Here is a 23,863-nt window from a genome sequence, read left to right on the forward strand (position 1 = left end):
TCAAAGGCGACACCGCCCCGGCCGCAAGCGCTCCTGCGCACGGGTCCGGGGCGGTGGCCACTGCTCTACTTGGTCTGGGTCACTTCTCGATGACCGCGAGGACGTCACGGGCGGAGAGCACGAGATACTCCTGGCCGCCCCACTTGACCTCGGTGCCGCCGTACTTCGAGTAGATGACGGTGTCGCCGACCTTGACGTCGATCGGGACCCGGTTGCCCTTGTCGTCGATGCGACCGGGGCCCACAGCCTGGACGGTGCCCTCCTGGGGCTTCTCCTTGGCCGTGTCCGGGATGACGATGCCCGAGGCGGTGGTCGTCTCAGCCTCGTTGGCCTGGACCAGAATGCGGTCCTCGAGCGGCTTGATCGCAACCTTCGTCGCGGTAGTCACGGGCATACCCTCCTGGGGTATTGATTCTTACGCTATCGAGTGCCCGGTGAAGCCGTCGTCGCGGGTGCCGGCTCCAGTCGGTTGGCTGGCACTCTCATGTCGAGGGTGCTAATCGGAGGTTATGTCGCTGGCTAGCACTCCGTCAAGGAGAGTGCCAAACACGCCACGAAATCACCCGTCGTCGGCTACGCGACGGACCGGGGCGGGAACACTGCGGGCGATCTACGCTCGGCGGTATGAAGAGGCTGCTCGGCACGCTGGTCGTCGCCATCCTGACCGTGGGGTCCCTGACTGCCTGCGGCAAGAAGGACGACGGCGCGCAGACGCCCGCCGCCGCCGGCAGCACCGGACCGTCCGACTCGGCCGCGTTCGGCGAGGGGCCCGGCGGCTCCGCAGCGGCCTCCAGCGACGCCGGCAGCGGCGGCAACAGCCAGCCCGCGACGGACAAGAGCGCCGCACCCGCTTATCCGGGTGACGCGAAGGGCTACTGCCAGGCCGTCGTCAGCGCCTGGACCAAGAACGACATGAACCGGATCAAGCAGCTCTCCGGCAGCGGCGCCGTGTCCAACTTCCAGTACATCGAAAAGGGCGCCGACACCAACTGGAAGTACGTGAAGAAGAACGGCTCCGAGTGCGTCCTGCGCAACGACCACGGCGACGAGCTGCAGGTCACCGTCGACGAGCACAACCTGGGCAAGCCGCAGGCCGTCACCGACGTCGTGATCCAGAAAACCGAGTACCCCTCGGACCCCTCCAGCTACGTCAGCGGCTTCATCAACGCCTGGTACAACGGCAACACCCAGCGCATGGCGAGCTACTCCAGCCACTCGATCGCCGGCAGCTACGGCGGCAAGAAGGCCCCGCCGAACTGGACGGAGAGCCAGCCCAAGGAGGACAAGGGCGACTACTGGCTGGTCCACGGCTCGTCCAACGCGGGCGACAGCTACACGTTCAAGGTCAAGAAGAGCCTCGGCAAGTCCGGCGGCATCACCGGCATATCCTGAGGCGTGCTCGAACAGGCGCTCCAGGCCGCGGCGGCCCTGCCGGAAGGCGACCCTCTGGCGGCCGCGTCGGCGCTGCGGGCCGCCGGCTTCCCGCCGGACCTCGCCGCCGCCGCCCTGACCCAGGTGGCGCTGCGCCGCAAGGCGGTCACGAAGTTCGGCGCCGACGCCGCGGTGATGCACTTCACCCGCGCGGGCCTGGAGCAGGCGACCCGTGGTCCCGTCGCGGCCCGGCGGGCGGCCCGGCTCGCCGCCGCGGGTGCCACCCGGGTCGCCGACCTCGGCTGCGGGATCGGGGCCGACACGATCGCGTTCGCCCGGGCGGGCCTGCGGGTGCACGCGGTCGACGCCTCACCGGAGACGGCCGCCACCGCGTCGGCCAACGTCCTCGCTCTGGGTCTGGCGGCGGATGTACTGGTGGAAGCCCGAGACGCGATGAGCGTCCCCCTCGATGAGGTGGACGCCGTGTTCTGCGACCCCGCCCGACGCACAACGGGCGGGCGCCGCGTGTTCGACCCCCGCTCCTATTCGCCGCCGTGGGACTTCGTCGTCGGGCTCGCGGCCCGCGTGCCGATGACGGTCCTGAAACTCGCTCCCGGCATCGACCACGCCCTGCTCCCACCGGGCGCGGAAGGTGAATGGGTCTCCGTCGACGGCGACGTCGTCGAGGCCGCGGCATGGTGCGGCCCGCTCGCCGCGGCCCCCCGCCGGGCAACCCTGTTCCAGAGCGCGCCCACGGGATCGGCCGCGGCACCGTCTGTGGTTTCCCTCACCGGCAACGGGATCACCGCCGCCCCCGTCGGACATATCGGGAATTTCATGTATGACCCAGACGGCGCGGTGGTGCGGTCGCATCTCGTCGCCGAGTTCGCGGAGACGGTCGACGGCATGCTCGCCGACCCCACCATCGCGTACGTCCACACCCCCACCTACGTGCCCACCCCGTTCGGGCGCTGCTACGAGGTGCTCGACCAGCTGCCGATCGCCCTGAAGCGGCTCCGGACCGCGCTGCGCGCCCTCGACGTCGGCTCGCTCACCATCCTGAAGCGCGGCTCGGCCCTGGACGTGGAGGAGCTGCGCAGATCACTGCGTCTTTCCGGCAGCCGAGCCGCCATCATCGCCCTGACCCGGGTCGCGGGCGCCCCCGCCGTCCTCCTGCTCAGCCGGGTCCCAGACCCTGGCAACGCTGCCCCTTCTCAGTAGAGCTGCTGGCCCAGGCGGCGTTGCAGGTCGATGAGGACGTCGTCGGCGAGGTCCTCCGGCGGGCGGCGGCCCAGCTGATCGGTCAGCATCCGCCCCGACTCGCGGCACATGTCCCACGTGACGCGCTCGTGCAGCCAGCGCAGCCACTCGACGACATCGTTGATGAAGAACGCGACGATCTGCTCCGACCCCCGGACCCGCCGCTCCTCCCCCATGACCGTCAGCGCCGCCGCCAGCCGCCGGCGCGGGAAGTCGTGCCCGGCGAGGGCGTCGGCGAACACGTCCGCCCGGTGCCGGGGTGCCGTCGGTGCGACCGTCAGCTTCGGAAACGGCGGGTCGCCGGAGGTCCACACCTGCGCGCTGCGCGGCACGAACTCCGGCTCGAGCACCACGTCGATCCGCGAAGCGTGGCCCGGGTCGTCGACGGCGACGAGCACCCGGGGCTCCACCGAGCTGACCTTCGTCACGAAGCGCGACAGTCCCGTCGCCTCCTCCACGCAGAACCTCGCGTCGGGCAGGTCCAGCGTGCCGTCGAACACCAGCCGTCCGACCCGCGGCCCGGCCCCCTGCCACAGCCGGACCCTGACCAGCCCGACCTGCGGCCGGGCGGCGACCCGGACGTGCCGGTCCGTCGCGGTGACCGGTCCGTCACCGTCGAAGACGGACATGTCCCGGCCGCTGGTGGCGCCCAGGAAGATGTGCCCGTAGCCCAGGTACATCTGGACGGCACCGATCTGCATCTCGCTATTGTGGGCCAGTGGCGAGCAAGGGCACCCCGGCGACCGCACTGTTGGCGCGGCAGAAGATCGCGTTCACCCCGCACACCTATGAGGTCGACCCCCGGGCCGCCTCCTACGGCGAGGCCGCCGCGGCCGCCCTCGGCGTCGAGCCCGACCGCCTCTTCAAGACCCTCGTCACCACTGTGGACGGCCAGCTCACGGTCGGTGTCGTGCCCGTTTCGGCGGCGCTGGACCTCAAGGCCCTCGCGGCCGTGGTGGGCGGCAAACGCGCCGCGATGGCCGAGCCGGCCGCCGCCGAGCGCGCCACCGGCTACGTGACCGGCGGCATCTCGCCGGTCGGTCAGCGGTCCCGGCTGCCGATCGTGATCGACGCGTCGGCAACCGGACTGTCCACGATGTACGTCTCGGGCGGCCGGCGCGGCCTGCAGATCGAGCTCGCCCCCGACGACCTGGTCCAGGTCACCGGGGCCGTCCTCGCCGACATCGCGACCCACTGACGATGAGCGCGTCCGCCTCCGACGAGCACCGCGAGCGGCTGACCATGCGCGCCTCCGACGAGGACCGCCGGCAGGTCATCGACGCGCTCCAGCATCACACCCAGGCCGGTCGCCTCACGCTGGACGAGTTCTCCGAGCGCTGCGACACGGTCCTCGCCGCGAAGACCCTCGACGACCTGCGCGCCGCCACCCGGGACCTGCCCGCACTGCCACCGCCACCGGCCGCCGCCGACTCGAACGACCGCCACGTGCTGTGGGTGTTCGCGGTCGCGCTGATCGCGGCCGTCCTGCTCGGCGTCGTCTACTCCGCCTTCCACTGAAGGACCGGAAGGCCCGGTCAGACGGCGTCCGCGGCCGGCTGCCGGTCGCCGTGCCAGGAGTGCCACAGCGCGGCGTACGCACCGTCGGCGGCGACAAGTTCGTCGTGCGTGCCGAGCTCGGTGACGCGCCCGTCCTCGACGACGGCGACCCGGTCCGCGTCGTGCGCGGAGAAGAGCCGGTGCGCGATCGCGATCACGGTGCGGCCGTGCAGGGCACCGGCGAGGGAGCGTTCGAGGTGCCGGGCGGCGCGTGGGTCGATGAGCGACGTCGCCTCGTCCAGCACGAGGGTGTGCGGGTCGGCGAGCACGAGGCGGGCCAGCGCGAGCTGCTGCGCCTGCGCCGGTGACAAAGGCGGCTCGCCGAGCGTGGTGTCCAGGCCGCCGGGCAGCGCGTCGACCCAGTCGAGGGCGTCGACGGTGGTGAGGGCGTGCCGCAGGTCCGCCGTGGTCGCGTCGGGCCGGGCGAGGATGAGGTTGTCGCGGACGGTGCCGAGGAAGACGTGATGCTCCTGGGTGACCAGCGCGACGTGCCGCCGCAGCGAGGACAGCGGCAGGTCGGACAGGGGCACGCCGCCGATGGTGACGGTGCCCGCGCCCGGGTTGTGGATGCCCGCGAGCAGGCGGCCGAGGGTGGACTTGCCCGCGCCGGAGGGCCCGACGATCGCGAGCCGCTCACCGGGCTGGATCTCCAGGTCGATGCCGTGCAGGACGTCGCGGCCTTCGACGTACGAGTACCGCACGCCGCTCGCGACGATCCGCTCGTCGGTGGGGGACGCGCCCGCCACCGGCTTCGCGAGGGGCACCGACTGCACGCCGACGATGCGGGCGAAGGACGCGAAGCCGATCTGCAGGTGGTCGAACCACGACAGGACCCGGTCGAGCGGGTCGATGAGCGCGACGAAGTACAGGACGGCGGCCGTGACCTGCCCGACGGTGGCCCACCCCTCGACGACGAACCACCCGCCGGCGACGAGCGTGACGGCGCCGGGCAGCGCGTAGCCGAACTCGGTCAGCGGGAACCAGACGGTCCGCAGCTTCAGCGTGTACATGTTCCTGCCGTACAGGCCGCGCAGGTGCTCCTGGGTGCGCTGGACCCGGCGGTGCCGCAGGCGCAGGACGTCGACGGTGCGGGCGCCCTCGACCGTTTCGGCGAGGCCGTCGGTGAGCTCGGCGAAGGCGGCGCTCGCGGCGAGGTAACCGGCGGGCGCGCGACGGAAGTACCAGCGCGAACCGCCCCAGAGGATCGGCACGGCGACGACCGCCGGCACCAGCAGCAGCGGTGACACGAGCGCGACGGCGCCGAGCGTGAGGACGACCTGCAGGACACCGACGAGGACCTCGGGCAGCGCGAAGCGCACCGTGTCGGAGGTGCCTTCGACGTCGCGCGACGCGCGGGTCAGCAGGTCGCCGGTGCCGGCACGCTCCACCGTGGACGGTGGCAGGGCGAGGACCCGGTCGACGAACTCCTCCCGGAGCGTCGCCAGGACCTGTTCGCCGAGCCGGGCGGAGGCAAGTCTGGCGTAGCGGACCAGCACCGACACGACGACGACGAATCCGGTGATGATGAGGGCGATCCGGTCGACGGTCCACGTGGTGGTGCCGGCGGAGGTCTTCTCGACCAGGTCGCCGAGCAGGCGGGGCGTGACGAGCCCGGCGACGGCGGCGCTCACGTGGAGGGCGACGACGAGCGCGAGCGTCCGCGGGTGGTCCCGGACGAGCCTGCGAAGGTACGCGCGGACGTCGGCGCCGTTGGCGATCGGCAGCAGCATCAGCCGTCCTCCTCCCTGGTGACGGTCGCGGCGTACGCGGGGCACGTGTCGAGCAGCTCCCGGTGCGTGCCGGTGGCGGCGACGCGCCCGTCGGCCCCGACGAACGCGACGGTGTCGGCGTGGTCGAGCAGCAGCGGGCTGGTGGTGCACACGACGGTGGTCCGCCCGGCCCGGGCAGCGGGGAGCCGCTGCGCGATGAGGGCCTCGGTGTGGGTGTCGACGGCGCTGGTCGGCTCGACGAGGACGAGGACCGGCGGGTCGAGCGCGAGGACCCTGGCCAGCCGGAGCCGCTGCTGCTGCCCTCCGGAGAAGTCCCGCCCCCGCTCGGCGATCTCGGCGTCCAGCCCGTCAGGCAACGCGTCGACGATGTCCGACGCCGCGGCCGTCTCCAGCGCGGCGAGGACGCCCGCATCGCGAGCCCCACCGACGTCCGCGTCACGACCGGCGACCACGGCGCCATCACGGACGGCGGGAACGGCAGCGCCACGGGCGCCGAGGCCGGCGGCATCACGGGCGGGGAGGACGGCAGCGTCGCGGGAGGGGATGGCGGCGGCGCGGGCGCCAGGAACAGCAGCGTCGGTGGCGGCGAGCACGGCGGCGTCGCGGGCGCCGGGGACCGCGGCGGCGTCGCGGGTGGCGGGGGCCGCACCGTCGTCGCGGGCGGCGGCGAGTTCGTCGCGGAGGCGGCCGCGGAAGAGGCGGTCGTCGTTGTCGGCGACGACGACGTGGGATCTGACGTCGTCGATTCGCAGCTGCCGCAGCGGTACGCCGGACAGCCGCGCGTCCGAGTCCGGGTCGAGCAGGCCGATCCGGTCGGCGATGGCCGCGGCGTCCTCGGAGCGGGCGGCGGCGATCGCGGTGAGGCGGCCGTGCCCGGCGGTGAAGCCGGAGCCGGGGTCGTCGAGGTCGCCGGCGGCGATGGGCGCGGGCTCGGCGGGGTCGTGCAGCTCGGGCTCGACGCGCAGGAGGGACACGACGCGGCCGGCGGCGACCAGGCCACGGGTCAGCTTCTCGGCGAACTCGGTCAGCGTCCGCAGCGGACTCACGAGGAACACGGCGTAGGCGTAGAACGCGACCAGCTCACCGGGCGTGATCTTCCCGGCGACCGCGAACCGGGCGCCGAGCCAGGTGACGAGCGCGACGAACAGGCCGGGCAGCAGGATCTGCGCGCCTTCGAGGACCGTCTCGACCTTGGCGACCCGGACGCCGGCGGCGCGGACCTGCTGCGACTCGGTGCGGTACCTGCCGGAGACGACGTCCTCGCCGCCGATCCCGCGCAGGATCCGCAGCCCGGAGACGATGTCGGCGGCCCGGCCGGTGAGCGCGCCGGTGAGTTCCCGCTGGGCGCGGCGGCGCTGGTGGAGCGGTTTGAGCAGGAACCCGACGACACCGACGAGCAGCGGCACCCCGATGACGACCACGAGCCCGAGCGGCACGGACACGTCGAGCAGCAGGACGGAGACGACGATGATCGCGACGACGGCGCCACCCGTGCGGGCGCTGACGTCCATGGCGTAGCCGACGTGGTCGAAGTCGGTGGTGCCGATGCTGACGACCTCGCCGGTGGCGACCTTCGTCGGCAGGGTCGCCCCGAGGCGGGTGGCGTGCCGCGCGGTGACCTGCATGGTCCGGAACCCGGCGCCGAGGAAGTTGGTGACCGCGAACCGGTGCCGCATGATGCCGCTGATCGCCGTGACGGTGCCCAGCCCGAGCAGCGCCCCACCGGCGCCGAGCAGCGCGGTCCGGTCGTGGCTGGTGAGCGCGTCGACCCCCGCGCCGAGCGCGGCCGGCACGAGCGCCTGACTGACCATCCACACGATGCCCAGCGCGATGCCGGCGACGATCGTCGGCATCTGACTGCGCAGGATCCACAACAGATACCGGCCTGCGGACCTGCTGTCGGGCTCACCGGGCTCATCGAGCGGTAACCGTTTCATGGCCAGCCGACGGTAACCCGGTGGACGCCTCCGGCGCCTTACATTTTCCGCCGGCGACGAAGTGCGCTCAGCGGTCGACCTCGGTGAAGTCCCAGGCCTGCGGACGCCGCGAGACGAGGTGCGACGGCGGGTCGCTGAACTCCTCCGGGGTGCTGCCCCGCCACTTGGAGATGACGACGAGCCGGTGGTCGGTCGACGAATACACCTCGCTGCTCATATGCATCGGGTGGACCTCGACCTTGGGCAGCATCGCCTCGCACACCCAGGACAGCAGCTCGTCGAACGCCTCCGGGTGCGCCCGGACCTCCCACATGCGCACGATCACGGCGCTGGACTCTACTCCCATCGGATCACTCCGTCCTCTCCCCTCCACCGCGACGCCCGCCCGCTCCCGCCGCCACGCCGAGCAGGCCCGGCGACGCCGTCCCACCGCTCCACCCGGTCACGCCGTCCGAGCCGCCCACGCGACCCGACGCAGGAAGCGCGGCCAGGCCCAGTTCACGCGGTGCGGCGAGGTCATGCGGTGACGAGGGTGATCGGCATGGCGGAGTCGGTGGGGAGCCCGAGGCGGCCCGGGGCGGCGCCCGCGGCGACGAGGTGCGAGCCGAGCGCGGCGACCATGGCGCCGTTGTCGGTGCACAGTCCGGGGCGCGGGACGCGCAGCGTGATGCCGTGCTTGTCGCAGCGCTCCTGGGCGAGCGACCGGATGCGGGAGTTGGCGGCAACGCCACCACCGATGACGAGGGTCCTGACGCCGCCGGCGAGGCACGCGTCGACGGCCTTGCGCGTCAGCACGTCACACACCGCCTCCTGGAAGCTCGCGGCGACGTCATTGACGGGGACGGGCTCGCCGGCGCGCTGCCTGGCCTCGACCCAGCGGGCGACGGCGGTCTTCAGCCCGGAGAACGAGAAGTCGAACCGGTGCTCGACGAGGTCGCGGGCAGCGGTGAGCCCGCGCGGGAACGGGATGACGATCTGGCCGTCGCGGGCGGCCCGGTCGATGGGCGGCCCGCCGGGGAACGGCAGCCCGAGCAGCCGCGCCACCTTGTCGAACGCCTCACCGGCGGCGTCGTCGATGGTGGCGCCGAGCGGCTCGACGCGGCCGGCGAGGTCGTCGACCTTGAGCAGCGACGAGTGCCCGCCGGAGACGAGCAGCGCGATCGCCGGCTCGGGCAGCGGCCCGTGCTCCAAGGTGTCGACGGCGACGTGCGCGGCGAGGTGGTTGACGCCGTAGATGGGCTTGCCGGCGGCGAGCGCATACGCCTTCGCGGCCGCGACCCCGACGAGCAGCGCACCGGCGAGGCCGGGCCCGGCGGTGACGGCGACCGCGTCGACGTCGGCGAGGGTGATCCCGGCCTTGTCGAGGGCGCGCTGGACGGTCGGGACCATCGCCTCGAAGTGGGCGCGGCTGGCGACCTCGGGGACGACGCCGCCGAAGCGCGCGTGCTCGGCGACGCTGGAGGCGACCTCGTCGGCGAGCAGCGTGTGCCCGCGGACGATGCCGACGCCGGTCTCGTCGCACGAGGTCTCGATGCCGAGCACCAGGGGCTCAGTCTTCACGTCTCATCACCAACGCATCCGTGTTGCTCGGCTGGTAGTAGCCCTTGCGGACGCCGACGCCCTCGAACCCATACGTCGCATACAGCTTCTGCGCGGGCAGGTTGTCGACGGCCACCTCGAGCAGCACCTGCCGGGTGCCGTGCCGGGCCGCCTCGGCGAGCAGCGCTTCGAGGAGCCGCCGGCCGATCCCGTGCCGCTGGGCTTCCTTGCGCACGCCGATGTTCTGGATCCAGGCCTCTTCGGGCGGGGTGAGGGCGAGGCCCGCATACCCGAGGACCCGGTCGCCGTCGAGGGCGGCGATGTAGTGGTGGCCGCTGGCCAGCTCATTCCAGAACATGCCGGCGGACCACCGCTCCTCACCGAACAGCTCGTCCTCGATGGGAAGCAACTGCTCGATGTGGAACCACCGCAGCTCGGTGAGCACGACCGTCACGGCAGTGCCGGCTTCCGCTCACCGGGCGCGACGGCATCGGGCCGTCGCAGATACAGGGGCGTCAGGGTCTCGCCGGGCGCCTTCGCGAGGATGCGGTCGGCAGCCAGCTCGGCGAGGGCCGACGCGGACGGATACAGCGGTGGCAGCACCGGCAGCCCGAGCACCTCCGCATACTTCTCCGCGCCATCGCCGGCAGCGGCACCTACGGCAGCAGCACCGTCGACAGCGGCACCGACGGCAGCAGCACCGTCGACAGCAGTGGCACCCAACCCGAGGGCAGCCACGACGGCCGCGGGTTTGTCGACCGCCGGACCTGAGACCCGGACGCCGTCGTCATAGACGGCCCAATAGACCTCTTTGCGCCGGGCGTCGGTCGCGACGAGCACCCGCCCGGGACGACCACGGCCGATCCCGTCGAGGGAACAGACCCCATAGACGGGGATGTCGAGAGCGTGCCCGAGCGCGGCCGCGGTGACCATGCCGGCCCGCAGCCCCGTGAACGGCCCCGGCCCGGTGCCGGCCACGACCGCGGCCAGGTCGCCGGGTGCCGCACCGCCCTCGGCCAGGACCGCCTGGATCTGCGGCGCGAGCAGCTCCCCGTGCGCCCTGCCGTCGACGGTGACCCGCTCGGCGAGAACAGTGACGGACGGGTCGTCGCCGACGCGGACGAGCGCGGCCGTCACCGCGGGCGTCGAGGAGTCCACCACCACCACCAGCACGGCGCCAACTCTACCGACCGGGTCCGACACTTCCCGGAGGTCGTCATCCGGATCAGTTAACCGATCCGCAACGAACCGGGCCTAGCATCGGCCGACATCTACGCGGTGCGCGTCGGGAGTACGGATGACTGAACCGGTCCTGGTCGTCGACATGGGTTCGTGGGCCATGTCCGCCGCCGTCGTCGTGCGGGAGCAGCTGCACCTGGTGCGGGAGCCGGTCACCGGCGCACCCCGCTGGCCGGGCGGGGCGAGCCTCGATCCGGCGCCCGGCCGTCCGCGTCTGTCCGCCGGCGCGGCCGCCGAACGGGCCCGTGACCAGCATCCGCGGCACTACGTCGACGGGGTGCGCCGGGCCGTCGACGCGAACGCCCCGATCTGGCTCGGCGACCAGCTGGTCAACGGCGGCGAGCTGGTCACGGCCGCGCTCGACGCGGTCGTCGAGGAGGCGCGGCGGCTGCACGGGACGATCGGCCGGCTGGTGGTGACCGTACCGGCGGCGTACCGCACCCACGACCCACGCCGGGAGGTGCTGGTGTCGGCCGCGTCGGTCGTGGGGTTCCCGGACGTGGAGCTGGTCCACGACCCGTCCGCCGCGGCCCTGGACCCACTCGCGTCGCAGGAGATCCCCGAGGGTGGGTACGTGCTGGTCTGCGACCTCGGCGCGACCTGGAGCGCGACGCTCACGCAGGTGCAGCACGGCGTGCCGGTGCCGCTGAGCCAGGAGAGCTCCGGCAGCGGCCGCGACCTCGACGTGATGCTCGCCGCGGACCTGCGGGCGCGCCTGGCCGAATGGGTCGAGCCCGCGTTCGCGGCCGGCGGCGACGTCAGCGTGCGGGCCGGCTTCCACGCGCTGGACATCGTGCGCAGACTCAAGCACCGGCTGGCCAACGCGCCGGAGGCCACGGACGAGGTCGAGCCGGGCGCACCGCCGTACACCATCAGCCGCCAACTGCTGGAGCAGCTGACGGAGCCGGCGAACCGCTGGCTGATCGCCAGTTGCCGGGCGGTGATCGCGCGGGCCGGGATCGTGCCCGCCGACGTCGCGGCGGTCGTGCTGGTCGGTGGCTGCGCGCATCTGCCGGGGGTCGCCCCGGCGCTGCAGCAGGGGCTGGGGCGGGCGGTGACGCGGCCGCCGGAGCCTGAGCTGTCGGTGCTGCGGGGCGCCGCGCGGATGATCGGCGGGCGGGACGGGCGGGCGCTGCCGGTGGACCCGGCACCGTGGCGGGTCGAGCCGCTCGCGTGGACGGTCCCCGGCGGCCGGGGCCGGCTCATCCGCTGGCTGGCGAAGGAGGGCGTGGCGTATCAGCCTGGTGCGCCGCTCGCGCAGGTCCGCACCGCCGACGACCGGGTCTTCGACCTGACCGCCGGCCGCACCGGCGGGGTCCTGCTGGAGCACCGGGTGCCGCCCGGCGGCATGGTCGTGTCCGGCGCGGCGGCCGCGCACGCGCGGATCTCCCCGCCGGCGGAGCGCTTCCAGCTCACGAAGCGCCACCACCTGCGGGTGACGGGCGACTGGCTGCTCATGCCGGACCGCAGGATGCTCGTCGAGTGTTCGCGCACCGGTGAGTACGTGAAGGTCCGCTCCATCGACAGCGGCGCCCTCGTCACGGAGCTGCGCCCGGGGCGCGGCGCGGGTCGCCCGGAGCACGGCCAGGTGGCGCTCGGCCCCGGCCGGCAGCTCTCGCTGGTCACCTGGGACGCCGAGGGGCACTTCAGCGTTTGGGACGTGCTGACGGGCCGCATGACCAGCAGCTTCTCCGACGCGCACCGCCCCGACGCGGTCCTCGTCAACGAGGGCGAGTGGCGCCTGATGGCGACCGGCGAGGGGGCGGCGAGCGTCGGCCGGTACCGCCGCGACGTGGCCACCGTCTGGGACCTCGCGACTGGTGAGCGCCTCGACCGGATCGTCGGGGAGGACCTGGCGCGGCGCTTCACCGGGTACACCGGCAGCAGCAGCGCGGACGCGTTCGCCACCGAGATGTCCAGCCCCGACGGCCGTCTGCGGGCCGCGGTCCACGACGGCGCGGTCAGCGTCCGCGACGTCGAGACGGAGTCCGAGGTGTTCCGCGCCGACCTGTCCCCGGCCCGCCAGATCCGGACCGCGTTCTGCCACGAGGGTCGCCACCTGCTGGCCCGCCGCACCGACGACGAGGGCACGTCAGTCGACGTGTGGGAGGTCCTGCAGCCCGCCGCCTAGCCTGGTCTCCCACGCGGCGCCGTGCGGCACCAGATCCACGGTGCGGGTGTCGTCGTCGTGGCGGGTCAGGCACAGCTCGAGGTGGTCGTCGGCGAGCTGCTCCACGAGGCCCTCGCCCCATTCGACGAGCGTCACCGAGTCCTCGAGCGTGGCGTCCAGGTCGAGGGCGTCGATCTCGCCGAGCGGGTCCTTGACGTCGCCGAGCCGGTACGCGTCCACATGGACCATCGCCGGACCGCCGGCGACGGACGGGCGGTGGACGCGGGCGATCACGAACGTCGGCGACGTGACCGCGCCCTGCACGCCGAGCCCGGCGCCGATGCCCTGGGCGAGCGCGGTCTTGCCGGCGCCGAGCGGCCCGGTGAGCAGGACCAGGTCGCCGGCGCGCAGCACCGCGGCGAGCCGCCGGCCGAAGGCGTGCGTGTCGGCGACCGTGGGCAGGGTGACGGTCACCGGGCCAGGACCCGCTTGAGGAACGCCTCGATCGCGTCGTTGACCTCGTCGGCGTGCTCGAGCATGACGACGTGGCCGCCGTCGGGGACGACGACCAGTTCGGCCTCCGGCAGGACCGCGGCGATCTCGCGGGTGTGGGTGAGCGGCGTGAGCACGTCCCGGTCGCCGCAGACGAGCAGCACCGGCACGGTCCGCAGCGGCCCGAGGACGAGCAGCCGCGCGTGCGTGTAGAGGGTCCGCAGGTATCGCGCGATCACGTCCGTCGACGTGGTCGTGTTCATCTTCTCGACGTACGAGACGAGCGCCGGACTCGGCCGGGCGGTGCCGAAGCCGTACCGACGGGTCAGCAGCCACGCGAGATCGGTGGAGGCACGGCGGGCCCGGTCGACGACGCCGGAGCTGATCGGGCCGGCGATGCCGACGACGGGCAGCAGCGGGCGGCGGAACTTCGCGACGACCTCGGGCAGGCCGAAGTTGACCTGGTCGAGCTTGCCGGCGGACGTCGAGATGAGCACGACCGCCTCGACGCGCGACTCGAACAGCTCCGGCACCTGCTCGGCGAGCGCCATGATCGTCATGCCGCCCATGGAGTGGCCGACCAGGACGACCGGGCCGGTCGGGGCGGTGGCCTGCAGGACGGCGCGCAGCCCGGCGCCGAGCGCGTCGAGGGAGTACTCGCCCTTGCGGAGCTTGCCGGAGCGGCCGTGGCCGGGCTGGTCGTAGAAGACCATGCGGTGCTTGCCCTGCAACGCCCTGCGCTGGAAGTGGAACGTGCCCATGTCCAGGCAGAACCCGTGGACGAAGACCAGCGTCGGGCCCTCGCTCGAGGCACCGTCCTCCGAGGGGCCGTCGACGACCTCGACGTGCAGGTCGATGCCGTCGTCGGTGGTGACGGTCAGCTCCTCGTCGAAGTCCCAGACGCCGAACTCCTCATCGGCGTAGACGTCGTCGGCGCTCTTGGAGCGGTGCACCAGATACCGCTCGGTGGCGACCCCGGCGGCGACACCCGCGGCGGCCACCCCGAGGATCGCGCCGATGATCCCGACCTTCCGGCGCCGGCTGCTGCCCTTGGCCTCGACCTCAGTGTCCGTCATGCCGTCACCTCCGCTGCGCTCCGGCGCCGACCTGACCAAACACTGAGCCCATGATGACCGGCCCTTCCGCTGCGCTCCAGACCCGTCATGCGCTCTCCCCCACGTACACCCGCGGCGTGCGGTTGCTGCCCATCCTCGTGACGATCTCGTAGTTGATGGTGCCCGCCGCGGCGGCCCAGTCGTCGGCGGTGGGCTCGCCGCGCGTACCGGCGCCGAAGAGGACGGCCTCGTCACCCGCGCGCACGTCGTCGTCACCGCAGTCCACCACGATCTGGTCCATGCACACCCGGCCGACGACGCGGCGGATCTTCCCGCCGATCTCGACGAGGCCACGGCTGCTCGCGGACCGGGGCACGCCGTCGGCGTAACCCACCGGCACCAACGCGAGACTGGTGTCCTTGAGGATCTTGTACGTGTGCCCGTAGGAGACGCCCTCACCGGCCGGGACGGGTTTCACCAGGGCGACGCGGGCATGGACGCTCATCGCCGGCCGCAGATCGGGCGCCGCGCCGGGAATGGGCGACAACCCGTAGGTCGACAAACCCACCCGAACCAGCTCGAAGTGACTCTCTGGCAGCGTGAGCGCGGCGGCGGAGTTGGCAAGGTGCCGCAGTGGCGGCTCGACCCCGAGTCCGGCGGCGACGTCGAGCGCCTCGTCGAACGCGAGCTGCTGCCGCAGGATCGACGGGTGCCCCGGCTCGTCGGCGCAGGCGAAGTGGCTCCAGATCGCGACGATCTCGACGTCCCCGCCGGCCTGCGCCTTCGCCGCGGCGGTGACCAGCGCCGGCCAGTCGGCCCGGGCCGCGCCGTTGCGGGACAACCCGGTGTCGATCTTCAGGTGCACCGCGGCGGTCCGGCGCGCCTGCCGCGCGGCTTCGACGATCTCGTCCAGGGCGGCGATCGAGGACGCGGAGAGGTCGATGTCCGCGTCGACCGCCTCGCGCAGCGGCCGGCCGGGGCTGTGCAGCCAGGACAGGATCCTCACGGTGATGCCGTGCTCGCGCAGGGCCAACGCCTCGTCGAGGGTGGCGGCCCCGAGCCAGGTCGCGCCGGCCCGCACGGCGGCGGTCGCGACCGGGAGCATCCCGTGCCCATACGCGTCGGCCTTGACCACGCTCATCAGGGCGGTCCCGGGTCGCAGCAGCCCGCGGAGGGTCGCCACGTTGTGCCGGACCGCGTCGAGGTCGATCCGCACCTGCGCCTGCCACATGCGTCCAAGCCTAAGCGGTCCCTCAGGAAGGCGTCAGCGGCGCAGGGAGACGACGGCCTCGCCGAGGTGGTCGGCGACGTCGGCGGCGGTGACCGGGCCGCGGGCGGCGGCGAGCCGGCCGGCCAGGCCGTGCACGAACGCGGCGGCGACCGCGGCCTGCTCCGCCGGCAGCCCCGCGGCGAGCAGCGAGCCGAGCAGGCCGGCCAGGACGTCGCCGGTGCCGCCGGTGGCGAGCGCCGCGGTGCCGGTCGGGTTGACGAACACCCGGCCGTCGGGGGTGGCGACGATCGTCCGGTCGCCCTTGAGCAGGACGACGGAGTCCATCCGGTCGGCGAGGTGCAGGGCCGCGGCGACCCGGTCGTCGCCGGGCGCCCCACCCGAGAGGCGCTGGAACTCGCCGTCGTGCGGGGTGACGACCGTGGGGGCGTCACGGTCGCGGAGCCAGTCGGACATACGGGCGTCGACGAGCAGCGTGAGCGCCCCCGCGTCGAGGCAGGCGGGGACGGGCGCGCCGAGGACGGTGCGCAGTTCGGCGTACGCGCGCTCATCGGTGCCCAGGCCGCTGCCGCACGTCCAGGCCTGGACGCGGCCGGCGTCGGCGACCCGGTCGGAGGCGATGACGGGCGGGTGGTGGGCGCGGACCGCGTCGGCGGCGCCGCCCGCGTAGCGGACCAGCCCGGCCGGTCCGGCCAGCGCGCCGGAGACGGAGAGGACGGCGGCGCCCGGATAGACGTCGGAGCCGGTCGCGACGCCGACGACGCCACGGCTGTACTTGTTGTCGTTCGCGCCCGGACGGGGCCACCAGGCGGCGATGTCGTCGGCGTCGGGGACATAGCAGGCCGGGTCGCCGTCCAGGAACTCGCCCAGGCCGATGTCGACGAGCTCGACGAGTCCGCTGTGGACGGCGCCGGCGCCGACGAGCAGGCCGGGCTTCAGCGCGCCGAACGTGACGGTGATGTCGGCGTGCACCGCCATGCCGGTGACGGCGCCGGTGTCGGCGTCGACGCCGGAGGGCACGTCGACGGCGATCACGGGTGCGCCGCGCAGCGTGCCGGACACCTCGGCGACCTGGCTCGCGGCGGGTTCGCGCAGCCCACCGCGGCCACCGATGCCGAGGATGCCGTCGACGACGAGGTCCACGGCGGCCGGCACGGTCCGGGTGAGCGAGCCTCCGGCGGCACGCAGGGCGAAGGCGGCGCCGTTGTGGACGCGGTCCGGGTCGAGGACCAGTCCGGTCACGTGCGCGCCGCGGCGGGCGAGCATGGCGCCGGCGTAGAGCGCGTCGCCGCCGTTGTTGCCGGGGCCGACGAGGAGCAGGATGCGGCTGCCGTACACCCTGGGCAGCGTCTGCGCGCAGCGCCTGGCGAGGCCGGCGGCGGCGCGCTGCATGAGCGCACCGCCGGACAGGGTCTTCATGAGGGCCTCTTCGGCCGCACGGACTTGCGCCACCCGCCAGGCGGCTCTCATGACACGATCACGCCGCTCAGCCTTTCACACCGACCGATCCACGGCGACGAACACCCGCGGCGATCCTGCGGGTGATGAGCACCCGCGGCGGCGGCTATTCGACGGTGACCGACTTCGCGAGGTTGCGCGGCTGGTCGACGTCATGCCCGCGGGCCGACGCGATCTCGCACGCCAGGACCTGCAGCGGCACGGTCGTGACCAGCGGCGCGAGCAGCGTCGGCGTGACGGGCACGTGGAAGAGGTGGTCGGCGTAGGGCTCGACCGCGGTGTCGCCCTCCTCGGCGATCACGATGGTCCGGGCGCCGCGGGCCCTGATCTCCTGGATGTTGGAGACGACCTTGTCGTGCAGCACGCCGCGCCCCCTCGGCGAGGGCACCACGCACACGACCGGCGTGCCCTCGTCGATCAGCGCGATCGGCCCGTGCTTCAGCTCACCGGCGGCGAACCCCTCGGCGTGCATGTAGGCGAGCTCCTTGAGCTTCAGCGCGCCTTCGAGGGCCACCGGGTAGCTGACGTGCCGGCCGATGAACAGGACGCTCTTGGCGTCGGCGAGCTCCCGGGCGAGCTTGCGGATCGGCTCCATCATCGCCAGGACCTGCTCGACCTTCTGCGGCATCTCCTGCAGCTGGGCGACGACCGCGCCGACCTCGTCGGCGTACTTGATGCCGCGGACCTGCGCGAGGTGCAGCCCGACGAGGTAGCAGGCGACGAGCTGGGTCAGGAACGCCTTCGTCGAGGCGACCGCGATCTCGGGGCCGGCGTGGGTGTAGAGCACGGCGTCGGACTCGCGCGGGATCGTGGACCCGTTGGTGTTGCAGATGGCGAGGACGCGCGCCTTCTGCTCCTTCGCGTGCCGCAGCGCCATCAGGGTGTCCATGGTCTCCCCGGACTGGGAGATGGCCACGACGAGCGTGGAGCGGTCCAGGACCGGGTCGCGGTAGCGGAACTCGCTGGCGAGCTCCACCTCGCACGGGATGCGGGTCCAGTGCTCGATGGCGTACTTGGCGACCATGCCCGCGTGGTAGGCGGTGCCGCACGCGATGATGATGATCTTGTCGACGTCGCGGAGGTCCTGGTCGGTGAGGCGCACCTCGTCGAGCAGCAGGTCGCCCTGCTCGTTGAGCCGGCCGAGGAGGGTCTCGGCGACGGCGTGCGGCTGCTCGGCGATCTCCTTGAGCATGAAGTACTCGTAGCCACCCTTCTCGGCGGCGGAGATGTCCCAGTTGATGTGGAAGTCCTTGCCCTCGGCGGGGTTGCCGAGGAAGTCGGTGATCACGATGGCGTCGCCGGTGATCAGCACGACCTGGTCCTGGCCGAGCTCGACGGCCTCGCGGGTGTGTTCGATGAACGCCGACACGTCGCTGGCGAGATAGTTCTCCCCCTGGCCGCGCCCGACGACGAGCGGCGAGTTGCGGCGCGCGCCGACGACCGCGCCGGGCGCCTGCGCGTCGACGGCGAGCAGGGTGAACGCGCCTTCGAGGCGGCGGCAGACGGCCCGCATCGCCTCAGCCAGCCGCTCCGCCGGGTCGGTGAACGCGCCGGCGAGGGCGTCGAGCTCGGCGCTCAGCAGATGGGCGGCGCACTCGGTGTCGGTGTCGCTGGCGAACTCGACGCCCTCCTGCTCCAGCTCGGCGCGCAGTTTCGCGAAGTTCTCGATGATGCCGTTGTGGATGACCGCGACGCGGCCGTCGACCGAGCGGTGCGGGTGCGCGTTGCGGTCGGTCGGGCCGCCGTGCGTCGCCCATCGGGTGTGGCCGATGCCGGTGGTGCCGGCGTCGAGCCCCTCCTCGTTCTGCAGGGCCTTCTCGAGGTTGGCGAGCTTGCCGGCGCGCTTGGCGGTGCGCAGCACGTCGTCGACGATGGCGACCCCTGCGGAGTCGTAGCCGCGGTACTCCAGCCGACGCAGGCCGTCAAGGACGATGGTCAGGGCCGGACGCGCGCCGGCGTACCCCACGATTCCGCACATGCCCGTACCGTAGCAGAACTTCGAGCACCACTCCTGCTCGAAACTGTCGTGATTGCGCATTACGGATGCGCACAGTGGGATGATTGCGGCTTCCCGTTCCGCGTGCTACCCAGCGCGACGGAGGGGTAGCACGCGGCGAGTTCTCAAGCGAGGGACGAGCGGATCTGGGCGCCACCGTCGATGACGAGGGTCTGGCCGGTCATCCACCGCGACGCGGGCCCGCCGAGGAACGTGATCACGTCGGCGATGTCGTCGGGTTCGCCGATGCGCCCGAGCGGGAGGTGGTCACTGAGGTACTGCTCGTTGTTCTCCCACAGGCCGCGGGCGAGCTTGGTGCGCACGATGCCGGGGGCGACGCCGTTGACGCGGACGGCCGGCGCGAGTTCGGCGGCGAGCTGCCGGGTGAGGTGGATGACCGCGGCCTTGGTGGCGTTGTAGTAGCCGATGCCGGGCTCGGTGAGCAGGCCGCCGACGGAGGCGACGTTGACGATCGCGCCGCCCCGGCTGGACATGGACGCCTTCCAGGCCAGCTGGCTCCACAGCACGGGCCCGAACTGGTTGAGCCGGACGGTCTTCTCCGCGCGGACCGGGTCGATGTCCATGAGCGGCCCGAAGTACGGGTTGGTGCCGGCGTTGTTGACCAGGACGTCGATCGCGCCGAAGCGGGCCATGGCCGCGTCGACGGCGGCGCCCGCCTGGTCGGGCTCGGCGGCGTGTGCGGCGTGCGCGAGCACCCCCGCGGACGGATGGGCGGCGCGGATCTCCTCCGCGACGGCGTCGAGCGCCTCCTGGTCGCGGGAGGTGAGCACGACGTTGCAGCCCTGCGCGGCGAAGGCGACGGCGGTCGCCTTGCCGATGCCGCGGGAGGCGCCGGTGACGAGAACGGTGCGGGCGTCAGTCATGCGCCGCACGTTACCCCCCGGTAGCCGCCGCCCTTTTCATGATCCGGAAGATCATGAGGAAGCGGGTGAGACCGTGCGGACGATGCCGGCGATGCGCTCCGCGGCCTCGCGTGCGATCTCCAGGGTGGCCGCCTCGACCATGACCCGGACGAGCTGCTCGGTGCCCGAGGGCCGCAGCAGGACCCGGCCGGCGCCACCGAGCTCCGCCTCGACCTGCTTCGCGGCGTCGAGGACCTGGGCGGCCTTCGCGGCCGCGGCCCGGTCGCCGACGGGCACGTTGATCAGGACCTGCGGCAGCCGCTGTACGACGGCGGCGAGGTCGGCGAGGGTCTTGCCGGTGCCCGTCATACGGCCCATGAGGTGCAGGGCGGTCAGGACGCCGTCGCCGGTGGTCGCGAACGCCGGCATGACGATGTGGCCGCTCTGCTCGCCGCCGAGGGCCAGGCCCTTCGCGCGGAGCTCGTCGAGGACGTAGCGGTCGCCGACGCGGGTCTCCAGCAGCCGGATCCCGGCGTCGGCCATGGCGATCTTCAGGCCGAGGTTGCTCATGACGGTCGCGACGAGCGTGTCGTCTTTGAGCAGGCCGCCGTCGCGCATCGCGAGGGCGAGGACGGCCATGATCTGGTCGCCGTCGACCTCGGCGCCGGCGGCGGTGACGGCGAGGCACCGGTCGGCGTCGCCGTCGTGCGCGATGCCGAGGTCGGCGCCGTGCTCGACGACGGCGGCGCGGAGCTGGTCGAGGTGGTTGGAGCCGCAGTCCTCGTTGATGTTGAGACCGTCGGGGTCAGCGTTGATCGCGATGACGTGCGCGCCGGCGCGGCGGTACGCCTCGGGAGCGGCGGACGAAGCGGCACCGTTCGCGCAGTCGACGACGACCTTCAGCTCGACGAGCGGGCCGGGCAGCGAGGTCAGCAGGTGCCGGACGTAGCGGTCCTCACCGTCGGCGAGGTCGGTGACGCGGCCGACGCCGGCGCCGGTGGGGCGGGTCTTGCTGCCCTCGGTGATGAGCCGCTCGATCTCGTCCTCGACCTCGTCGGGGAGCTTGTGCCCGCCGGCGGCGAAGAGCTTGATCCCGTTGTCGGGCATCGGGTTGTGCGAGGCGGACAGCATCACGCCGATGTCCGCGTCGAGGACGCCGGTGAGATACGCCACGGCCGGGGTGGGCAGGACGCCGACCCGGACCACGTTGGCGCCGGCGCTGGTGAGCCCGGCGACGACGGCCGCTTCGAGCATCTCGCCGCTGGCCCGCGGGTCACGGCCGACGACCGCGACGGGTGCGTGGGAGTGATCCCGTTCGAACAGCGCCTGGGTCGCGGCGATGGCTACGGCCATGGCCAGCTCGGGAGTCAGGTCGGCGTTGGCGCGTCCGCGGACGCCGTCGGTGCCGAAGAGTCGCCCCACTGCGATACCTCCGTTGAGCTATAAGGCCGCGAACGCAAATCGGCCGGGTACACCTCCAGGGTGCACCCGGCCAAGAAGCTTTTTTAGCGCTTCGAGTACTGCGGGGCCTTGCGGGCCTTCTTCAGACCGTACTTCTTGCGCTCGGTGGCGCGGGCGTCACGGGTGAGGAAGCCGGCCTTCTTCAGCGCCGGGCGGTCATCGGGGTCGTTCTCGATGAGCGCGCGGGCGATCGCGAGGCGCAGGCCGCCGGCCTGACCGGTGGTGCCGCCGCCACGCAGGTTGGCGAAGACGTCGAACTGGTCGACCTTCTCGACGATGACCAGCGGCTCCTTGACGGACTGCTGGTGGACCTTGCTGGGGAAGTAGTTCTCCAGCTCACGGCCGTTGAGGAGGAACTTGCCGGTGCCGGGGATCAGGCGGACCCGGACGATGGCCTCCTTGCGGCGGCCAACGGTCTGGATCGGCTGGCCGGCGCGGCGGGAACGGGTCGGCACCTTCGCGGTGGCCGTCGTCTCGACGGTGGGCGCGGGGGTCTCGACGGTGGCGACAGCAGCGGGGGCCGGCTCAGCGGCGGGCGCCTCGGTGTCGATGGTCTCGACGGTCTCGTCGGTCACGCTCAGTCCTTCGTCCGCGCTCACTGCGCGATCTGCTTGATCTCGAACGGCTGGGGCAGCTGCGCGGCGTGCGGGTGCTCAGCGCCCGCGTAGACCTTCAGCTTGCGGATCTGCCGGGCACCGAGGCGGTTGTGCGGGAGCATGCCCTTGACGGCCAGCTCGATCGCGCGCTCCGGGTTCTTGGTCAGCAGCTCCTCGTAGCCGACCGCCTTGAGGCCGCCCGGGTAGCCCGAGTGCCGGTAGGCGATCTTGGTCTGCCGCTTGTTGCCGGTCAGCGCCACCTTGCCGGCGTTGATCACGATGACGAAGTCGCCGGTGTCCACGTGCGGGGCGAACGTCGGCTTGTGCTTACCGCGCAGCAGCGTGGCGGCGTGCGTGGCCAGACGGCCGAGCACGACGTCCGACGCGTCGATGACGTGCCACACGCGCTCGATTTCACCCGGCTTCGGGCTGTACGTACCCACAGGTCTACCTTGTCTTCCACGTCGTCGGTTCTGGGGTGCGCTCTCATGGCGGCGCTAAGGGGCGCACGACCACCTAGCGTACCCGAACGGTGGGGACGCCTTGTCATCGCACAACAGCGTTCCACGATACCGGGCCGCTGTTGTGCGGTCAAAACGGCCCCTCAGACCCCTTCCAACCGGTTGGGTGACTTGCGCAGGTAGACGAACCAGGTGACGGCGAAACAGACGGCGTAGAAGGCAAGGAATGCGATGTAGGCGCCGTCGCCCGTCTTGTACGCGAGGAAGGACTGCCGGAACGCGAGGTTGACCAGGACACCACCGGCCGCGCCGATCGCCCCGGCCACGCCGATGAGCGCCGTGGCGAGCCGCCGGGACTGGTTCTCGTCGTGGGGGAACTTCGCCCGGAAGATCGCCGGGATCATCTTGTACGTCGAGCCGTTGCCGATGCCGCTGAAGATGAACAGGCAGATGAAGCCGGTCAGGAACAACGGCAGGGAGTGCTGCCGCGACGCGATGAGCACACCGGTCGCGCCGAGTGCCATGCCGACGAAGTTCCAGAAGGTGATCTTCGCCCCGCCGAAGCGGTCGGCGAGCAGGCCGCCGACGGGGCGGATGAGCGAGCCGAGCAGCGGACCCAGGAAGGTGAGGTAGGCCGCCTTCACTGGGGTGTCGAAGTCGGACTTGAACTGCACCAGGAGCACCTGGCCGAACGCGAAGCCGAAGCCGATGAAGGATCCGAAGGTGCCGATGTACAGCAGGGACATGATCCACGCGTGCCGGTCCTTGACGACGTCGCGCATGGCCCGCCGGTCGTTCGACGCGTGCGTGAGGTTGTCCATGTGGATCGCGGCGAGCGCGGCCGCGACGACGATCAGCGGCAGGTAGATCAGGATGATGAGGCGCGGGTGCGCGGCGCCGGCGGTGGCGAGCACGAGCAGGCCGACGAGCTGCACGGCGGGGACGCCGATGTTGCCGCCGCCGGCGTTGATGCCCAGCGCCCAGCCCTTGAGCCGAGAAGGGTAGAAGGCGTTGATGTTCGCCATCGAGGAGGCGAAGTTGCCGCCGCCGACGCCGGCGACCGACGCGACGAGCAGCAGGGTGGTGAAGGAGACGCCGGGCTCCAGCACGATGCCGGCCAGGACGCTCGGGACCAGCAGCATCAGGGCGCTGAAGATGGTCCAGTTCCGGCCGCCGAAGGTGGCGACCGCGAAGGTGTAGGGCAGCCGCAGCACCGCGCCGACGAGCGTGGGTGCGCTGGTGAGCAGGAACTTCTGCGCCGGGTCGAAGCCGTACTGCGGGCCGAGGAAGAGCACGAAGACCGACCAGAGGCTCCAGATGGAGAACCCGATGTGCTCCGACAGGATGGAGACGACGAGGTTGCGACGGGCGATCTTCGCGCCGCCGTCCTCCCAGAAGGTGCGGTCTTCGGGCCGCCAGTCGGTGATCCAGCGGCCGCGGCGGGGGCGCGGGGGCTGCGCGCCCGGCTCGGTGGTTTCCACGGCGAGAGTCATGGTGGGCAAGGTATGGG

General features: G+C 72.5%; 23 protein-coding genes. 5 read left to right on the plus strand and 18 right to left on the minus strand.

The genetic code is table 11. The features are described 5' to 3' along the window. Positions 1 to 79: 79 nt before the first annotated feature. Complete coding sequence (groES, locus tag ABZS58_RS01960) at positions 80 to 394, minus strand: co-chaperone GroES (protein ID WP_203845131.1); 315 nt, start codon at positions 392 to 394, stop codon at positions 80 to 82. A 230-nt stretch (positions 395 to 624) separates the two neighbouring features. Here groES and ABZS58_RS01965 point away from each other — a divergent pair, with 230 nt between their 5' ends. Together ABZS58_RS01965 and ABZS58_RS01970 are read left to right on the plus strand one after the other, a co-directional pair. Further along, positions 625 to 1,392, plus strand: coding sequence for a hypothetical protein (locus ABZS58_RS01965; protein WP_354776561.1), 768 nt, complete (start codon positions 625 to 627; stop codon positions 1,390 to 1,392). Positions 1,393 to 1,395: 3 nt separating this feature from the next. Continuing rightward, positions 1,396 to 2,592 carry a class I SAM-dependent methyltransferase gene (locus ABZS58_RS01970; protein WP_354776563.1) on the plus strand — a complete coding sequence of 399 codons (1,197 nt, stop codon included), beginning with the start codon at positions 1,396 to 1,398 and terminating at the stop codon, positions 2,590 to 2,592. On the opposite strand, the gene ABZS58_RS01975 is transcribed toward ABZS58_RS01970, so the two are convergent. Continuing rightward, positions 2,586 to 3,332, minus strand: coding sequence for a hypothetical protein (locus tag ABZS58_RS01975; RefSeq protein WP_354776565.1), 747 nt, complete (start codon positions 3,330 to 3,332; stop codon positions 2,586 to 2,588). The genes ABZS58_RS01970 and ABZS58_RS01975 overlap by 7 nt on opposite strands. A gap of 17 nt (positions 3,333 to 3,349) precedes the next feature. Between ABZS58_RS01975 and ybaK the strand changes: the two genes are divergently transcribed. Continuing rightward, the gene (gene ybaK / locus ABZS58_RS01980; protein WP_354776567.1) at positions 3,350 to 3,829 is read left to right on the plus strand and encodes a Cys-tRNA(Pro) deacylase; all 480 of its coding nucleotides are present in this window, start codon (positions 3,350 to 3,352) and stop codon (positions 3,827 to 3,829) included. Positions 3,830 to 3,831: 2 nt separating this feature from the next. Continuing rightward, positions 3,832 to 4,149, plus strand: a complete 318-nt coding sequence (locus ABZS58_RS01985) for a DUF1707 domain-containing protein (protein WP_354776569.1) — start codon at positions 3,832 to 3,834, stop codon at positions 4,147 to 4,149. 17 nt (positions 4,150 to 4,166) lie between these two features. Here the strand turns inward: ABZS58_RS01985 and ABZS58_RS01990 are convergent, their stop codons facing one another. The 6 genes from ABZS58_RS01990 to tsaB all read right to left on the minus strand — a co-directional run bounded on the left by ABZS58_RS01990 (position 4,167) and on the right by tsaB (position 10,567). After that, positions 4,167 to 5,918: an ABC transporter ATP-binding protein gene (locus ABZS58_RS01990; RefSeq protein WP_354776571.1), complete on the minus strand. Its 1,752-nt coding sequence runs from the start codon at positions 5,916 to 5,918 to the stop codon at positions 4,167 to 4,169. After that, a complete protein-coding gene (locus tag ABZS58_RS01995) occupies positions 5,918 to 7,855 on the minus strand; it encodes an ABC transporter ATP-binding protein (RefSeq protein ID WP_354776573.1) in 1,938 nt (645 codons plus the stop codon). Before ABZS58_RS01995 ends, ABZS58_RS01990 begins: the two co-directional genes overlap by 1 nt. A 67-nt stretch (positions 7,856 to 7,922) precedes the next feature. Then, on the minus strand, positions 7,923 to 8,180 hold the full coding sequence (locus ABZS58_RS02000; RefSeq protein WP_354776811.1) for a hypothetical protein: 258 nt from the start codon (positions 8,178 to 8,180) through the stop codon (positions 7,923 to 7,925). Positions 8,181 to 8,371: 191 nt separating this feature from the next. Further along, positions 8,372 to 9,415, minus strand: a complete 1,044-nt coding sequence (gene tsaD / locus ABZS58_RS02005; protein WP_354776574.1) for a tRNA (adenosine(37)-N6)-threonylcarbamoyltransferase complex transferase subunit TsaD — start codon at positions 9,413 to 9,415, stop codon at positions 8,372 to 8,374. Next, positions 9,405 to 9,848, minus strand: coding sequence for a ribosomal protein S18-alanine N-acetyltransferase (rimI, locus tag ABZS58_RS02010; protein WP_354776576.1), 444 nt, complete (start codon positions 9,846 to 9,848; stop codon positions 9,405 to 9,407). Before rimI ends, tsaD begins: the two co-directional genes overlap by 11 nt. After that, the gene (gene tsaB, locus ABZS58_RS02015) at positions 9,845 to 10,567 is read right to left on the minus strand and encodes a tRNA (adenosine(37)-N6)-threonylcarbamoyltransferase complex dimerization subunit type 1 TsaB (protein WP_354776578.1); all 723 of its coding nucleotides are present in this window, start codon (positions 10,565 to 10,567) and stop codon (positions 9,845 to 9,847) included. Before tsaB ends, rimI begins: the two co-directional genes overlap by 4 nt. Before the next feature lie 124 nt (positions 10,568 to 10,691). On the opposite strand from tsaB, the gene ABZS58_RS02020 reads away from it, so the two are divergent. After that, positions 10,692 to 12,764: an Hsp70 family protein gene (locus ABZS58_RS02020; protein WP_354776580.1), complete on the plus strand. Its 2,073-nt coding sequence runs from the start codon at positions 10,692 to 10,694 to the stop codon at positions 12,762 to 12,764. Here ABZS58_RS02020 and tsaE read toward each other — a convergent pair. The 10 genes from tsaE to ABZS58_RS02070 form a co-directional block, all read right to left on the minus strand. Continuing rightward, on the minus strand, positions 12,726 to 13,217 hold the full coding sequence (gene tsaE / locus ABZS58_RS02025) for a tRNA (adenosine(37)-N6)-threonylcarbamoyltransferase complex ATPase subunit type 1 TsaE (RefSeq protein WP_354776582.1): 492 nt from the start codon (positions 13,215 to 13,217) through the stop codon (positions 12,726 to 12,728). The genes ABZS58_RS02020 and tsaE overlap by 39 nt on opposite strands. Next, a complete protein-coding gene (locus tag ABZS58_RS02030; RefSeq protein WP_354776584.1) occupies positions 13,214 to 14,311 on the minus strand; it encodes an alpha/beta hydrolase in 1,098 nt (365 codons plus the stop codon). The genes tsaE and ABZS58_RS02030 overlap by 4 nt, the downstream gene beginning before the upstream one ends. A gap of 85 nt (positions 14,312 to 14,396) precedes the next feature. Further along, a complete protein-coding gene (gene alr, locus ABZS58_RS02035) occupies positions 14,397 to 15,521 on the minus strand; it encodes an alanine racemase (RefSeq protein ID WP_354776586.1) in 1,125 nt (374 codons plus the stop codon). Positions 15,522 to 15,554: 33 nt separating this feature from the next. Further along, positions 15,555 to 16,988 (minus strand): NAD(P)H-hydrate dehydratase, encoded by a 1,434-nt coding sequence (locus ABZS58_RS02040; RefSeq protein WP_354776588.1) that lies wholly within the window; start codon positions 16,986 to 16,988, stop codon positions 15,555 to 15,557. A 94-nt stretch (positions 16,989 to 17,082) separates the two neighbouring features. Then, positions 17,083 to 18,954 (minus strand): glutamine--fructose-6-phosphate transaminase (isomerizing), encoded by a 1,872-nt coding sequence (gene glmS / locus ABZS58_RS02045; protein WP_354776590.1) that lies wholly within the window; start codon positions 18,952 to 18,954, stop codon positions 17,083 to 17,085. A 143-nt stretch (positions 18,955 to 19,097) separates the two neighbouring features. Then, a complete protein-coding gene (locus tag ABZS58_RS02050) occupies positions 19,098 to 19,856 on the minus strand; it encodes an SDR family oxidoreductase (protein WP_354776592.1) in 759 nt (252 codons plus the stop codon). A gap of 51 nt (positions 19,857 to 19,907) precedes the next feature. After that, entirely contained in the window at positions 19,908 to 21,257 is a 1,350-nt protein-coding gene (glmM, locus tag ABZS58_RS02055) for a phosphoglucosamine mutase (protein WP_354776594.1), read from the minus strand. A gap of 83 nt (positions 21,258 to 21,340) precedes the next feature. After that, positions 21,341 to 21,751 carry a 30S ribosomal protein S9 gene (gene rpsI / locus ABZS58_RS02060; RefSeq protein ID WP_354776813.1) on the minus strand — a complete coding sequence of 137 codons (411 nt, stop codon included), beginning with the start codon at positions 21,749 to 21,751 and terminating at the stop codon, positions 21,341 to 21,343. A gap of 140 nt (positions 21,752 to 21,891) precedes the next feature. After that, the gene (gene rplM / locus ABZS58_RS02065) at positions 21,892 to 22,335 is read right to left on the minus strand and encodes a 50S ribosomal protein L13 (RefSeq protein WP_354776596.1); all 444 of its coding nucleotides are present in this window, start codon (positions 22,333 to 22,335) and stop codon (positions 21,892 to 21,894) included. Positions 22,336 to 22,496: 161 nt separating this feature from the next. Continuing rightward, complete coding sequence (locus ABZS58_RS02070) at positions 22,497 to 23,846, minus strand: MFS transporter (protein ID WP_354776598.1); 1,350 nt, start codon at positions 23,844 to 23,846, stop codon at positions 22,497 to 22,499. Positions 23,847 to 23,863: the final 17 nt, after the last annotated feature.

The sequence above is a fragment of the Dactylosporangium sp. NPDC005555 genome, assembly GCF_040605635.1.
In the GTDB taxonomy this organism is placed as follows: Bacteria; Actinomycetota; Actinomycetes; order Mycobacteriales; family Micromonosporaceae; genus Dactylosporangium.